A 14,772-nucleotide genomic window follows, 5' to 3' on the forward strand; every position below is an offset into this window, starting at 1 on the left:
TTACCGCCGCTTCCACCAGACCAGCACGCCGACGCTCAGCACCAGCGCCGGCACCAGCACGATGGACGAGAGCATCACGAACATCTTCTGGGCCTGGGTCAGGAACAGCGTGCGGTCATCTGGCTCGCGCGGGCGAATCGAGACGAGATCGTCGTCGCCGACCAGCCACGAGGCCGCGTTCAGGACGAGATCGGCGTTGCCGAGCTGCGCGCCGAAACCCAGCACCGAGTTGCTGCCAAGCTGGGAGGTCGAGACGATCATCACCCGCGACTTCGGCTCGCCGGTATCGGGGGTCGGCGGCGCACCGGGAGCCGTCGGCGCCGCGGCCTGCTCCACGACCACGGCGAGGTTGAACGGTCCCTGTTGCTCCACGCCCTCGTCGAACTTCGCGTTGCCAGGGTTGCGGATGGCCGTGTCGTCGCTCTCGGCCCAGCTTTGCGGGCTGGTCCTGGCGATCGGCGTGATACGCCAGCCGGCCGGCGGCTGCTGCGGGACGGTCAGGTAGGTCGGCACCGCGAACAGGTAGAACAGGCCCATCGACCGGAGCTTATCCGTGACGGGATGGGAGGCCAGGTCCGCCACGACCGGCAGGAACGGTGACCGGGCGGTCAGTCGCTGGTCACCCTCGGCCACGTACTGGCGGCCGGCCTCGATCCCCCACTTCGCGAGGAGCGGGGCCAACCCGGAATCCGTGGCCGGATCGACCATCACCAGCATGTCGCCGCCACGGTCGATGTACGCCGACAGCGCCTGGATCTCAGCATCGTTGAACGGCGTGCGCGGCCCGGCGATCACCACGAGGTTGGCGTCCTGGGGGACCTCTGGCGTCGTGAACAGGCTCAGCGACTCAACGGTGAAGTTGCGCGATTCGAACTGCTGCTTCAACTGGCCGTAGCTGTCCTGGTCGAAGCCCTCGAAACGGCGCTCCTGGTGTCCCGTCGTGATGTAGGCCTTGCGTGGGTTGGGCCTGACCAGCTTGATCAGCCCGGTCGTGAAGTCAGCCTCGCGGGTGCCCGTCACCTGCTGGCGACGGTCACCCATGACCAGGACCGTCGTGCCGAGCTCGCGGACGCCGAGCTGGCCGGCCACCTGGGGAGCGTCGCGCGGGTCGATGACCTCGTAGGTGAGCATGCCGTTTGAGCGGACCTGCATCTCGTACAGCTGGTTCTCGATCTCGGACTTTCGGCTGTCCATCGCGTCGGCGAAGACGATGGCCTGCACCGGTTGCGGCAGGTTCGAGACGACCTGGACCGTCTCCTCGGACAGCGACAGCGACTTCGCAGCCGTCAAGTCCCACCGCTGCGGCCGGCGCGCACCAAGGATGTTGACGAACACCAGGATGCCGATGAAGATGGCGGCGATCAGCAGCGTGTTGCCACCCAGCAGCATGTTGCGGGTGGTCAGCTTGCCCCACAGCGCTTCCGGGTCGATGGCGACCGAGACGCCGAGCAGCAGGATGCCGGCCGCCGTGATGACGCGGGCGGTGGTATCGAAGCCGCCCAGGATGATGTAGTAGCTGCCTCCGGCCAGGATCAGGAGCGCGCCGACGACGGCCAGCGGCACCTTGAACGTGTCGGGGGTGAGCGCAAACCGGCGGCGCGCTTCCGGCGCGGCACGCCGTCGCCGAGCAGGCGGCGTCGGATCACTCATCGTGTTGGACACTCCTCAGCGGGACCGGGCGCTCAGGCACGCCAGCGGCGCGACTGCAGCGAGAGGTACGTCAGAAACAGGCTGGCGGCCACGATGCTCAGGAAGAAGATCACGTGGCTGGAATCGACCACGCCCCGTGAGAAGTCCTGCATGTGTCCAGTGATACTCAGGAACTTCATGGCGTCGCTGACCGGCTTGCCGACGAAGTTGGAGAGCGCGTCGCTCAGCCAGAGCGCCAGGTTCGTAGCGAAGGCGACGAACGCCGCGACCATCTGGTTCTCAGTCATCGAGGAGAAGAGCAGGCCGATCGAGGCCAGCGCCGCCGACGAGAGAACCGCGCCGACGTACCCGCTGACGATCGGGCCGGGGTCTGGCGTCCCGAAGATGAACAGGAGGAGCGGGTAGTAGAGCGTCAAGCCGAGCATCGCCAGGATCACGCCCATCACACCGAGGAACTTGCCGATGACGACCTCGACATCGCGGACGGGGTTGGTCAGCAACAGCTCGACGGTGCCAAGGCGGTTCTCCTCAGCGAGCAAGCGCATGGTGAGGAACGGCCCGACGAACAGGAAGATCACGCTGATGTTGCTGAACAGGAAGCGAAGGGTCGCCTCGTTGGCGTTCAGCAGGATCGCCGTGAAGAGGATGCCGGTGATCGCCATGAACGCGGCGATCAGCACCCAGGCGATGGTCGAGGCGAAGATGCTTCGCAGCTCGCGCTCGGCGATGGCGAGGGTGGTGGTCATGCAGCTTCCTCGTCTTCGTCGTCGTCTGAGACTTCGTGATCGGTGTCGTCGGTGGTCAGGCGCAGGAAGACGTCTTCCAGGCTGACGCCGGCCATCCGCAGCTCTTGCAGCCCGAAGCCGCCGTCCACGACGGCCTTCGCGAGATCCTCGCGGATGTCCGCCTGCTCGACGGCCGCGACGGTGTAGGTCGCGACCTCGTCGGACGGCGAGCCGGCGGCCTCCGTCACCGTCACCACCTTCGGGACGGCCTTGAGCGCTGCCAGCACGTCAGCCCTCGGGCCGCGCACCGCCACCTGAATGGCGTCCGTACCACGCAGCTGCCGCATCAGGTTCTCGGGCGTGTCCTCGGCCACCACCCGCCCGCCGTCCACGATCAGCACCCGCGAGCAGACCATGCTGACCTCGGGGAGGATGTGGGTGCTCAGGATGACGGCGTGATCCTTCCCGAAGCCCTTGATCAACTCGCGCACGTCGGTGATCTGGCGCGGGTCCAGACCAACGGTTGGCTCGTCCAGGATCAGCACATCAGGATCCCCGAGCAGCGCCTGGGCCAGCCCGACGCGTTGCCGATACCCCTTCGACAGCTTGCCGATGAGCTGGCCGCGTCGGTCCTCGATGTGGGTGGCTTCCATGACGCGGTCGCGCTGCTCGCCTCGGCGGTTGCGCGGGACGCCCTTGATCTTGGACATGAAGTCAAGGTACGCGCCAACGGTCATGTCGGTGTAGAGCGGCACCGACTCCGGGAGGTAGCCGATGCGCCGGCGCGCCTCAATCGAGTGCCGGAAGATGTCAAACTCACCGACCGACACGGTGCCGCTGGTGGGCGGCATGTAGCCGGTGATGATGCGCATCGTCGTGGTCTTGCCAGCGCCGTTCGGGCCGAGAAACCCGAGCACCTCGCCACGCTCGACCTTGAACGAGATGTCGCTGATAGCGCGGCGAGCCCCGTAGTCTTTGGTTAAACTCTGTACGTCGATCATGCTTCCAGATCCGGCGGGGCGTTGCCTGGAGCATCGACGCGGAGCAGGCGAAGCCACGCCAACAAGAGACGGGAGGCGGCTCTCCACATAGCCTGCCTCGGCAGAAGGCTCCCACTCGGGAGCGGTGGCCAATTCGGGAGTATAGGTCGCCCCTCGGAACCGGGCAAGGCTTTCCGAGAGCCGCACAGGGCGATTGCATGTTGATGTCGTCGCGCCGCCGCGTCGGGGCTTGAAAGCCCCGCCTACGATCCTGCAGTCGCTGCGCGACGCTCCAGGCTCGCCAGCCCCAGCCGTTCCCGGCGGCCGTCGCGCAGCGACGGTGTGACTGTAGGCGGGGACTTCAGTCCCCGACCGCCCGTTCCATGATGCTTCGGGGATACCAATGAACAGGCAATCGCCCTGATGCTGCTACCAGTGCAATCGTCTGTTGAGCGCGTCGTGCCGCCGCGTCGGGGCTTGAAAGCCCCGCCTACCATCCTGCAGTCGCTGCGCGACGCCCCGGTCGCACCAGTGCCGGCCGTTCCCTGCGGCCGTCGCGCAGCGACGGCGTGACGGTAGGCGGGGACTTCAGTCCCCGACCGCCCGTTCCATGATGCTTCGGGGACACCAATGAACATGCAATCGCCCTGGAGAGCCGCCAGCCATCGGTCCCGCTGCAAAACCGACTGATCGGTCGGTCGCGGGTCGGTCATGTGGTAACATCGACGGTACTGAGACTTCCTCAAGAGGCTGTGACGATTGGCGGGGTCACCAACGCGTCTCCCCTGGGGACTCTCCACCATCCTCGGCGGGCTGCTCCTGACGTCCGGCGTCCTGTTCCTGGCGTACTCGGTTGCGACCTACTTTGAGTTGACGCCGGGCAGCAAGGTGGTCGTGCCGAAGCCGGTGGCGCTCGAACAGCCGCGTCCGACGGCCACGCCGGCCCCGCCGACGCCGACGCTCTCGACCGGGCCAACCGCCGTTCCCACGATGCGGCCCGCCCCCACCCGTGCGACACAGAACGTCGTCACCGCGAAGCCGACCCTGCGCCCCGTCACCGGGGCGATGCTCGCGCCGCCGGCCGAATGGGTCTACGCGACGCCGATGCCCGTGGCGGACGCCGACGACCGCCCGTACTGGGGCACGCGGCCCCGGCCCGGCATGGCGACGCACCTTGAGATCCCGACTATCGACCTGGCGACTGACGTCACCGAAGGCGGCGTCATCACCAACAAACAGGGTCAGCTTGAATGGCAGACGGTCCCGTTCATCGCCGTGCAGTACCGCGAGATGTCGCCGGTCGGCGCGCAGGGCAACGCGGTCATCTCGGGGCACGTCGTGACCATCGCGGAAGGAAACGTCTTCCGGAACCTCTACAAGGTGAACATTGGCGACGAGGTTCAGGTCGTGACGGCCGATGGGCACTTCACCTACACCGTCGACGACGTGAAGCTCGTGAAGCCGAACAACATCGAGGTGATGTCGCAGTCGCCAAACCCGATGCTCACGCTCATCACCTGCGGCGGCGAGTTCGACACGAAATCGCGGACATTCAGCGACCGGCTCATCGTGACGAGCCGGCTGACCGACTGGCAACGCAACGATGCCACAGCCCGGGCCGCCGAGAGCGCCCTGCCGTGATCGACTCCGGGGCGCGGCCGGGCGGAGGCCAGCCGGCCAGCGCCGAGCAGATGCTCGACGCGCGCACCCAGCCGCTGCCCCACTTGGCCATGCGCGGGCAGGGAGCCGCGAATCGCATCGCGGTCCTTCTCGAACGGGCGATGACGCTGGCAGGGGCCGCCGATGGGGTGGTGGTCGTGGCCGACGATGCTGGTCAGCTCACGGTGCGCCACGCGCACGGACTGGCCGACGCGGCGGATGATGTCGGCGCGACGGTGCTGGCCGACATTCCTTTCGGTCTGACCGTTCGAGCCGCCAGCCTCGGCGAGAGCGTCCCGCCTCGGCAGAGCGAGACGCCGTCGGAGCGACCGGCCGCCACGACCTCGCCGCCGGGGGCGACCGATTCCCACTGTATGGTGCTGTGGCTGCCCCTCGACGCCTCTGGCCGTCTGTTCGGCGGGATTCGCCTCGGGTTTGCCGAGTTCCAGTCGCTGGAACCGTCCCGTCTCCAGCGGCTCGGCCTGATGGCGGACCACGTAGCGCTGGCGCTCGAAGTGGAGCAGCTCGCGCGTGAGAGCGCGGCGCGCGGGGCTGAGGTTGAGCGCGTCAGCGCCGAGCTTGCACAGGTGGACCGCCTCAAGGGCGAGTTTCTCTCGATGATCAGCCACGAGCTGCGGACGCCGCTCACGGCCATTATTGGCTACACCGACCTGCTCCTACGGGAGATCCACGGGCCGCTCAACGAGCGACAGGCCCTACACCAGGGGGCCGTCAAGAAAGCGGCGCACCGGCTGCTGGCGCTCATCAACGACTTGCTGGACGTGAACCGCCTCGAAAGCGGTCAGATCGTGCTGCACCTGGAGGCGATCTCGTTGCACGACGCCGTGCGGCGCGCCACGACGGATGTCACCGAGGCCGCCGAGCGGCGGGGCGTCGGACTGCGTCTGAACCTGCCGGCCGGGCTCGTGGTCGTCACTGCCGACCCCGAGCGCCTGCACCAGATCCTGCTCAACCTGCTCGACAACGCCTTGAAGTTCACGCCGAAGGATGGCACCGTAACGGTCCACGTTGACCGGCACGGCAAGACGGCCACGGTCTCCGTCATCGACACGGGCATCGGCGTGCAGCAGGAGCAGCTCGACCGGGTCTGGAACCGGTTCCACCAGGCGGACTCCAGCTCGCGGCGGCACTATGGCGGGACCGGTCTCGGGCTGGCCATCGTGCGCCACCTGGTAGAACGGCACGGGGGCTGCGTCGCCGTGAGCAGCCCCGGGTCAGGCCAGGGCAGCACCTTCGCCTTCACGCTGCCAGTCGCACCGGCTGCCGAACGGCCGACGCCAGACGCCGATCCGGCCAGCGATGGGGCCGGCGTCGCGGCGCGCCACCACGATGCCGACCGCAAGACGGTCCTGATCGTCGACGACGAGCCAGACAATCGCGAGGTGGTCCGCTCGATCATCGAAGATGTTCTGGGACTGGCCACCATCACCGCCGACAACGGTCTGGCGGCGCTCGACCGTGCCCAGGACGGCCCGGACCTGATTCTGCTCGACCTCCGGATGCCCGGGCTGAGCGGCTTCGAGGTGGCCCGCCGCCTCAAGGCTGCCCCCGCAACCGCTGCCATCCCGATCCTGGCCATCACCGCCCTCAACGAGCACAACGACCTCGATGCGGCGCGGGCGGCCGGTTGCCTTGGGTGTATTACCAAGCCATTCACCAACGAGGCGCTGGCACAGGAGATCTCGAACGCCCTCGCGACGGTTGGCGCGGGTGACGACCGCTGATCGTGCGACGCCTCAGGGCGTGCCGTCAGCAGCGGCCCCGGAGCCTGTCCGCACACGTCCGGCTGGCTGGGCGGCAACACTGTCGTGCGACTCGGCGCTGATCGGTCTGCTGGCGTTCTGCCTGCTGTTGGCCCCGGCTGTGCGCGTCGTACAGCTCAACCCTGACGTCGTCGAGTACGTGGATGTGGCGCGCCGCCTCTTGAACGGCGAGGGGTTTCGCCTGGGCGTCAAGGCGTACCACTTCGGCGGAACTGACGTCCTCCATCACGGGCTGGCCGAGCGCCCGCCCCTGTTCCCCTGGATGGTCGCGGCGATTCTCGGGCTGGGGCTGGATCTCCGGGCGGTCCAGATGGTCAACGCCGCGCTCGCTGGCCTGTCAGTCGGGCTGGTGGCGGCGCTGGGGCGGGCGCTGTTCGGGCGCGCGGTCGGCATCGGGGCGGGTCTGCTGGCGGCGATCAGCCCGGTGGTGCTGGCGCGGCTCGTCCTGCCGATGTCGGAGGCGGTGACTATCGCCCTGCTGCTCGGAGCCACCTTGCTGGTGGTGCGGGCGTCGGAGCCAGCCAGACGCGGCCCCTACCTCGCGGCCGGGCTGCTGCTGGGCCTCGGCTATCTCGCGCGCCCGACCACGGCGGCGCTCGTCGCGGCGATGCTGCCGGCCGTTCTGCTGGCGGCGCGCGACCGTCGTGCTGCCCTGGCGGGAGTCGGCTGGCTGGTCGCGGGCGTACTGGTCTTCGCCGTCCCGATCTCGCTCTACAGTCTGGTGACGCAGGACACCCTCTCGTACTCAGGGCAGTCGTATCTGTACGCCGTCCACAAGGACTCGGATGTTCTCCGCAACGGCTACGGGCGCGAGCTGCCAACGCCAGCAGCGTTCATCTCGGAGAACCTCGACTTCGTGCTGACGGCCATCCAGGAGAACGTGCGCGACTACGCGCTGCTGCTGTTCTGGGACCGCGAATGGCTGCGTCCGCTCTGGCCGGCCTGGGTCGGCGTGGGGCTGGCGGCAGCGTTCCGGGCCTTCCCGCGCCGCGCGCTGATCCCGGCTGCCCTGGCGCTGGGCAGCTTTCTGATGTACGCCCTGACCTGGGCCAACTTTCAGGAGCGCTATCAACTGCCGTCCATGCTGCTGTTGCTGCCGTTCGCGGCGTACGGGCTGGTGACCATCGGGCGGGTGATGCTCGGGCGTCTGCCCCGGGCCCGCTGGCTCCAGCATGTGCCGCTGGCGCTCGCGGTGGCCGTGGCCGGCTGGTGGTGGCTGCCGACCTGGCGCGAGCAGTACCGCGATCAGTTCCGCTACGGCGACGAGTCGATCAAGCCCCGCGTGGATGACGGTCTTCGCTGGACCGGGCCGCCCCGCTGGTCGGAAGACGCCGAGCTGGCTCGCGTCAACGAGTGGCTGCGGACCAACACCGCGCCGACCGACCCGGTGACGCACGGGCAGCCCTGGCCGTACACGTTCTTCACCGGCCGGCCCTCGACGCTGCTCCCAACCAAGCTCAGCGCCGAGCGACTGCGGCAGTTCGTGACCGACTACCGCATCGCCTTTGTCCTGCTCGACCAGCGGGACCGCGATCGCCGCGACTACCGCACCGACCTTGACGCCTGGGCCGCCGAAGGCGTGGCCGTACAGACGTTGGGCAGCTTCCGGATCTACGACACGCGCGCACTCTGGCGGACGTAGCCGGACGGCCCGGGCGGCGGCGGATTCGCGGCTCGGTTCTCGGTTACGGTATACTCGCGGGGACGTCCCCAGGACACGATAGTCGATGCTGCCCACCGCGATGCAGTGGGCGCAGAACCAGCGCGAGCGGCGGCTCACCAAGAACGCCGTCGCCATCGGGAGGAGCCGGTTCGTGGCGAATACGAAGTCTGCCGAGAAGATGATCCGCGTTGCCGAGAAGAAGCGGCTCCGGAACCGCGCGGTGAAGTCGGCAGTGAAGACGTTCATCCGCAAGGCCGAGCGCAGCATTGTGGCCACCGCCGACGAGGCACAGTCGCTGGTCGTGCTCGCGATCAGCAGGCTGGACAAGGCTGCGTCGAAGGGCGTCCTGCACAAGCGGAACGCCGCCCGCCGCAAGTCGCGCCTGATGAAGAAGCTGAACGTGGCGGCTGCCGCCAGCTAACCGAGCGCGCACCAGCGGACACAACGAAGCGGGCGGGGAGGTGTTCCCCGCCCGCTTCGTCGATTCCAGCGCAATCCACACGTGCGCCCTGGCTGAGATGCATCTTCTGCAACGCTGCACGACCCTTCCAGGGACCGAGCGCCAGACAGGTAGAGAGCCCGGCCAGAAGGCCGGGCTCTCGTTCAGCTTGTCGTGCTGGCGACCGCTCGCCCGCTACGCCTCGCGCGCGCGGGTCCGCGAGCCGTTGCGGCGCAGCCCGACGGGTGCGTGGTGGCTCGGCAGCGTCAGGCCGAAGGTCTGCACCACGGCCTCACGGGGCCGCGAGCGATCCAGCTCGACCATGAAGATCCGCTGCCACTGGCCGAGCACCATCCGACCATCGCGGATCGGAATCGTCTGGCTCGACCCGAGGGCCAGCTGCAGGCAGTGCGAGTGCCCGTTCGGGCTCTCGTCCGGGGTCATGTTCACGGTGCGAATGTCGAAGTCGTTGTGGCGGTACGGATGCGACTTCGGCGCCAGCCGGTCCAGAAACTCGGCCATATCCTCGAGCAGGAGCGGCTCAAGCTCGTTCAGCGTAATCGCAGCGGTAGTGTGTCGCGAGAAGACCACGGCGAGGCCTTCCGTCACCGGCGACCGAGCGACGATGTCCTCGACCCGCTCTGTCAGGTCGATGAACTCCGGCGCGGTCGTCGTTACCAACTCAATCGATTCGGACCAGCAGGCGAAGCCCGCGCCAGAATCGATAGGCGGCAGGGGCAACGGATTCAACACCATGTCCAGGGCGCTCCTGAATGTCGTAGATCGTTTGGGGGAGAGTGGGGGCCGAGCGGAGGGACAACGCCAGAAAAAAGGCTCGCAAGGGCGAGATGCTAAAGAGGAGGTCTGCTTCGGCGCCAGTATCGTAGCACAGCAACTCGCCGGCCGTCCGATGATTTCGTGTCCAGATCCTGCATCAAGAATGTACAGCTATCGCACGAATTGACGCCAGAGATCCGCAGTGGCAGGCTCTGGCCCGGCCTTCTGGCTGCGCCGCGATCATGCAGCGGGGGCGAGCCCAAAAGGCTCGCCCCCGATCTGGGCAGCGGGCGCCGAGGTCAGCTGCTGGCGCGCGAGAACGCCGCCTGCAGCGCCCGCCGCGTGAACACCTTGGCAAGGTGCGCGCGGTACTCGGCGGACGCATGGATGTCGTCGTTGCAGTCGATGCCGTCGGCGGCGTGCTCGGCGGCGGCGGCGATCGCGTCGGCGCCCTTGCCCGCCAGGGCCTCCTCGACGGCCGTCGCGCGGTACGCCTTCGGGCCGACGCCGGTCACGCCGACCTTGACGCTCCCGACCGTGCCATCGGCAGCCAGCTTGACCGCCGCCGCGACGCCCGTCAACGCGTAGTGCGAGGCCGGATGGTCGAACTTGACGTAGGCCGTGCCCGTCCCCGAGGCCAGGGTGGGGAACGTGACCGCCGTGACGATCTCGTCCTCGGCGAGGGCCGTCGTCAGGATGTCGAGGAAGAACTCGCCCCCGGGGATCGTCCGCTCGCCATTCGGCCCCTTGACGAACACCGAGCCGTCGAGCGCCAGGAACGGCGCGGGCGGGTCACCGGCCGGGTCGGCATGCGCGAGGCTGCCGCCGAGGGTACCACGGTTCCGCACCTGGAGATCGCCCACCAGCGCCGCCGCCTCGGCCAGTGCCGGCAGCGCGCGCTGCACCTCGGGCGAGCGGGCCACGTCGGCATGGGTGACCATCGCACCGATGGTCGTGCCGTTCGCATCGACCCTGATCTCGTTGAGACCGGGCACCTTCCGCAGATCGATGATCTTGGCCGGCTGGGCCAGCCGCAGCTTCATGGCCGGCAGCAGGCTGTGGCCGCCCGCCAGGATCTTGGCGTCGCCGCCGCTCTCGGCCAGCAGCTTGATCGCCTCGTCCAGCGACTCCGGGGCCACGTAGTCAAATTGCGCGGGATACATACCTGTCGCTCCTCCGTCCGGCTGCTCCGAGAGCCTTAGCCGGCCATCTCCTTGGCGGCGTACTGGATCGCCTTGACGATGTTCTGGTAGCCCGTGCAGCGGCAGAGGTTGCCCTCGATGCCGCGCCGGATCTCCTCCTCGGAGGGGGCCGGGTTGTTCTTCAGCAGGTCGACGCTGGTCATGATCATGCCCGGCGTGCAGAACCCGCACTGGAGGCCGTGCTCTTCCCAGAAGCCCTTCTGGATCGGGTGCAGCTCGCTGCCGTTCGCCAGACCTTCGATGGTCTGGAGGTCAGCGCCGTCTGCCTGCACGGCCAGGATGGTGCACGATTTCACGGCCGCGCCGTTCATGATGACTGTGCACGCGCCGCACTGGCTGGTGTCGCATCCGACGTGTGTGCCGGTCAGCCCGAGTACGTCGCGCAGGTAGTGGACAAGCAGCAGGCGAGGCTCGACCTCGCTCTGGTAGGTCTTACCGTTGACCGTGACGGTGACGGCAACGTTCATCCGCGTCCCCTCCGTGGCGTGTGTGTGTGGAAGTCTACCGCTCAGGCACGGCCGGCGTGTGTGGGGCACGCACGACGGTGTGCATCCTGGGGATGCTAGGGGTAGCCCCGGCGATTGTCAACCTTGCCTCAGGACAAGTACGCACATTCTGCCAGGGTTGCCCTTTGAGGGTAGCGAATTCGGCCAGCAAATTCGACGTTTCGGGCCTGCCCCGGAGAATCCGAGCGATTGCCGGCTCCGACCGAGCCTTGTTCCCCCACCCGCGCGCCCAGCACAATCGGCGTCATGGTAGCGGCATTCGGCGATGGTCCGACAAGGTGAGACACCGGCGCCTCTCCGCCATGCCGGCGCTTCTGGTGCTTCTCGTCGTCGGCATGCTCGGCGTGGCTGTCGCGCCGGGCGTCGGCATCGCGGCCCCGGTCGCGGCGGACGCGCCCACGCCGGCCGCCGCCTACCGGATGGATCTATCCGTCAACATCGCCGCTGGGACGGCCCAGGTCGGGCAGACCGTCCGCCTCCGAAACGACGTCGGCGCGCCACTCGAGCGCCTGGTGTTCCGGTCGCCAGCCGCCGCCGACGGCTCCCTCAGCCTGAGATCGGCGTCCGTCGCCGGACAGCCGGTATCGCCCCGGCTGGATGGGAGCATCCTGGAGCTGCCACTGCCCCAACCGCTGGCCGCTGGCGCAACGGTCCAGGCCGACCTGGCCTTCAGCTTGCAGATTCCGAACACGCCCGGCCGCCTGGCGAAGACGCCGCGCGGCATCACCATGGGGTACTGGTTCCCGATGCTGACCGTGCATCGCGGAGAGTGGGACCGACGGCCGTTCATCGACGTGGGCGATGCCACCTTCAGCGAGGTGGCCGGCTTCGACGTGACGGTGACGACCAGTGAGCCAGCCATCGTCATGGCGACGGGCGAGCGCGTCGAGCAGGACGGCCGTCGTTCCCGCTTCGTCGGAGCATCGGTCCGAGATTTCGCCCTCGCCATCTCGCCGGAGTACACCGTGCGCCGGGCGAAGGTCGGAGACCTCACGCTCGAGGTCGCGGCGTTCGGCGAGGATCGTGCCGCCTACTACGCCACACGGGGAGCGGACTTGCTGACCTGGGCCGCCGGCAAGTTCGGTCCGCTGCCGTACTCCACGCTCACCGTCGCCGACGCCGATCTTCCGTCGAGTTACGGCGGCCTGGAGTACCCGACCCTGATCGTGCTGGCGCGCGGCTACAGTCTGCCCGCCGATCCGGCCGGCAGCGCCCTGGACAGCCTGTTCCTACACGAGCTGCTCCACCAGTGGTTCTATTCGCTGGTGGGCAACGACCAGATCGCGGATCCCTGGCTCGACGAAGCGTTCGTGACCTATCTCACCTACGCCTACTACCGTGAGCAAGCACCAGCCCTGGCGCCAGCCGTCTACGAACGGACGATTGCCGGCGGCAGCGGCGGCGCGGTTGACAGCACCGTCTACGACTTCCCATCGGACGGGCCGTACTTTGGGGTGGTGTATCGGCGCGGGGCGCGGTTCCTGGAGGCGCTCCACGAGCGGCTGGGCGATCCCGCCTTCTGGCGGCTGCTCCGCGAGCATGTGGACGCCCACCGTGACCGAGTCGGTACGCCACGGGCCTTTCTGGAGCGGGCGCAGGCTGCTTCGTCAAGCTCGCTCAACCCGCTGATCGCCGCCTACCTGAGCTACGGGGCGTTTCAGCCGACGACGCCGCGTGTCTGGTCGGTGGACACGCCGGACGGGCCGTGGACGGGCACAGCGTCGCTCTTCGTGGCAGCCGAGTTTCCGGTGACGCGGGTGCAGGTGCTGCTCGATTCACGCATCCTGGCTGACGGCCCGACCAACAACCTCACGCTCGATCTCGCGGGCGTCGAAGCCGGCCAGTACGTCCTGCTGGTCCGGGTCTGGGACCACGAGAACGTGCTGTTCGAGCGGACCCGGCGGGTTGAGGTCAGTCGGTAGCGGCGTCGGACGCGGGCGGCTGCTCGCCGGGCGGCTGCTCGGCGGGCGGTTCGGGATCCGGCCGACTGGCCAGGCGCTCGTCGAGCATCGCGCGGCCGCGAGCGAGCCAGCCGGCCTTCCCAGCTTCGAGCAAGGCCAGCACGTCAAGGTCCGTTCGGTGTGGCACGCGCAGCTCCCGGCCCTGCGCCCGCAGCTCGGCGGCCAGCACCTTCATGATCGAGCCGTACACGCGGGACCACCGCCGATCCTGGTTCCCTGCCACCGTGACGCCGCGCGCTGCCAGATCCTCGCGGAATCGCCCGTAGGGGTACGCTCCCCGCTCGACGTCCTTGAGGCGGTCAACGACCTCGGAGCGAGCCGTCAGCGCGCGGTCGAAATAGGCGATGACCTCGCCGGTCGTAGTCAGGCGTCGGTCGCGGCGAAGCACGGCGAGGCGAGCCGGGCCATCGACCTCAGGCAACGCCTCGTCAAAGACGCTGGAGCTGAGTCGGCGGATCGCGCCGAGCACGCCCGCTCCCAGTCGGTAGTAGCGCTCGCTGGACTCGACAGTCCCGAGGAAGGCCGAATCCGAGCGGGCCATCGCCAGCGCGACATCCCACCCGATCAGTGGCGAGAAGAACTCGGTCGCATCGACCTGGCAGAGCACGGCCCACTCGGCGTCGAGCGGGCCCTGCGGCGCAAGCTGGGCGCGGTTCTCGGCGTGGTCGGGCGCCAGGAAGATGCCGTCGTGGTAGACCGGCTGCTCGGGAGAAGGCGTGCCGGCGAGCGCCTCGCCAAGGCGGGTCGCCAGCAGCGGCGGCGGCTCGTTGAGCAGCTCAGCAAGCACCTCAGCACCGACCTGTCGCGGATTCGCCGTCTCCAGCGTCCACTTGAAGTCGACCGGCTCCAGGATGCTTCGCTCGCCCTGCGCGCCGACGAGGATCGCATCAGCATGGGTCTTGCCGTTCGCCTGGACCTGGGCGGCCAGCTCCGGCTCGGCCTGGAGGACGATGGCGCGCACCGGCAGGTACGGCGCACCGTCGGGGCCGAGCCGTTCGACGCCGATCAGCCCTTCCAGCGCCCGCGCACCGAGCCGCTCCCACTGCCTGCCGATCTGTTCGCTGGCGCCGCCCCAGTCGCCGATGCGCCAGAGCTGGCGGCCTTCAAGTGGCGAGCGCGGCGAGATCGGCCGGCGGCCGGGCGGGCGGCCCGCGCCGCCACGCGCACCGCCGCCGGATGGTCGACCTGAGCGTTCGCGATCCTGCATGACCCGCCCCACACAGCCCGAAGTCCGATGCTGACGCGAGTGTAGCCGGGCGACGTACGCGGATGCACCATGTGTGGGCCTTCATCCAGGGGGATTGCATGTTGATGTCGTCGTGCCGCCGCGTCGGGGCTTGAAAGCCCCGCCTACCATCCTGCAGTCGCTGCGCGACGCGCCAGTCGCACCAGTGCCGGCCGTTCCCGACGGCCGTCGCGCAGCGAC

12 protein-coding genes are annotated in these 14,772 nt (G+C 68.5%); 5 read left to right on the forward strand and 7 right to left on the reverse strand.

Translation table 11 applies throughout. The features are described 5' to 3' along the window. The 3 genes from IT306_15345 to IT306_15355 are packed head-to-tail and all read right to left on the reverse strand — an operon-like array spanning position 1 to position 3,376. Positions 1-1,650, reverse strand: coding sequence for a GldG family protein (locus IT306_15345; GenBank protein MCC7369801.1), 1,650 nt, complete (start codon positions 1,648-1,650; stop codon positions 1-3). Positions 1,651-1,682: 32 nt separating this feature from the next. Then, on the reverse strand, positions 1,683-2,396 hold the full coding sequence (locus tag IT306_15350) for an ABC transporter permease (GenBank protein MCC7369802.1): 714 nt from the start codon (positions 2,394-2,396) through the stop codon (positions 1,683-1,685). After that, positions 2,393-3,376, reverse strand: a complete 984-nt coding sequence (locus IT306_15355) for an ATP-binding cassette domain-containing protein (protein ID MCC7369803.1) — start codon at positions 3,374-3,376, stop codon at positions 2,393-2,395. Before IT306_15355 ends, IT306_15350 begins: the two co-directional genes overlap by 4 nt. Before the next feature lie 738 nt (positions 3,377-4,114). On the opposite strand from IT306_15355, the gene IT306_15360 reads away from it, so the two are divergent. From IT306_15360 to IT306_15375, 4 genes are all read left to right on the forward strand, one after another. Then, positions 4,115-4,996: a class F sortase gene (locus IT306_15360; protein ID MCC7369804.1), complete on the forward strand. Its 882-nt coding sequence runs from the start codon at positions 4,115-4,117 to the stop codon at positions 4,994-4,996. Continuing rightward, entirely contained in the window at positions 4,993-6,759 is a 1,767-nt protein-coding gene (locus IT306_15365) for a response regulator (GenBank protein MCC7369805.1), read from the forward strand. Before IT306_15360 ends, IT306_15365 begins: the two co-directional genes overlap by 4 nt. Continuing rightward, positions 6,746-8,440 (forward strand): glycosyltransferase family 39 protein, encoded by a 1,695-nt coding sequence (locus IT306_15370; protein ID MCC7369806.1) that lies wholly within the window; start codon positions 6,746-6,748, stop codon positions 8,438-8,440. The genes IT306_15365 and IT306_15370 overlap by 14 nt, the downstream gene beginning before the upstream one ends. Before the next feature lie 172 nt (positions 8,441-8,612). Next, complete coding sequence (locus IT306_15375; GenBank protein MCC7369807.1) at positions 8,613-8,882, forward strand: 30S ribosomal protein S20; 270 nt, start codon at positions 8,613-8,615, stop codon at positions 8,880-8,882. 213 nt (positions 8,883-9,095) lie between these two features. On the opposite strand, the gene IT306_15380 is transcribed toward IT306_15375, so the two are convergent. From IT306_15380 to IT306_15390, 3 genes are all read right to left on the reverse strand, one after another. After that, complete coding sequence (locus IT306_15380) at positions 9,096-9,656, reverse strand: YjbQ family protein (GenBank protein MCC7369808.1); 561 nt, start codon at positions 9,654-9,656, stop codon at positions 9,096-9,098. A 320-nt stretch (positions 9,657-9,976) separates the two neighbouring features. Continuing rightward, positions 9,977-10,840, reverse strand: a complete 864-nt coding sequence (locus IT306_15385) for a xanthine dehydrogenase family protein subunit M (protein ID MCC7369809.1) — start codon at positions 10,838-10,840, stop codon at positions 9,977-9,979. Positions 10,841-10,875: 35 nt separating this feature from the next. Then, positions 10,876-11,346 (reverse strand): (2Fe-2S)-binding protein, encoded by a 471-nt coding sequence (locus IT306_15390; protein MCC7369810.1) that lies wholly within the window; start codon positions 11,344-11,346, stop codon positions 10,876-10,878. A gap of 341 nt (positions 11,347-11,687) precedes the next feature. On the opposite strand from IT306_15390, the gene IT306_15395 reads away from it, so the two are divergent. Continuing rightward, positions 11,688-13,307, forward strand: a complete 1,620-nt coding sequence (locus IT306_15395; GenBank protein MCC7369811.1) for a M1 family metallopeptidase — start codon at positions 11,688-11,690, stop codon at positions 13,305-13,307. Here the strand turns inward: IT306_15395 and IT306_15400 are convergent. Continuing rightward, positions 13,297-14,553, reverse strand: coding sequence for a hypothetical protein (locus IT306_15400; protein ID MCC7369812.1), 1,257 nt, complete (start codon positions 14,551-14,553; stop codon positions 13,297-13,299). The genes IT306_15395 and IT306_15400 overlap by 11 nt on opposite strands. Positions 14,554-14,772 lie beyond the last annotated feature (219 nt).

This window comes from Chloroflexota bacterium, assembly GCA_020850535.1.
Taxonomy (GTDB): Bacteria; Chloroflexota; UBA6077; order UBA6077; family JACCZL01; genus JADZEM01.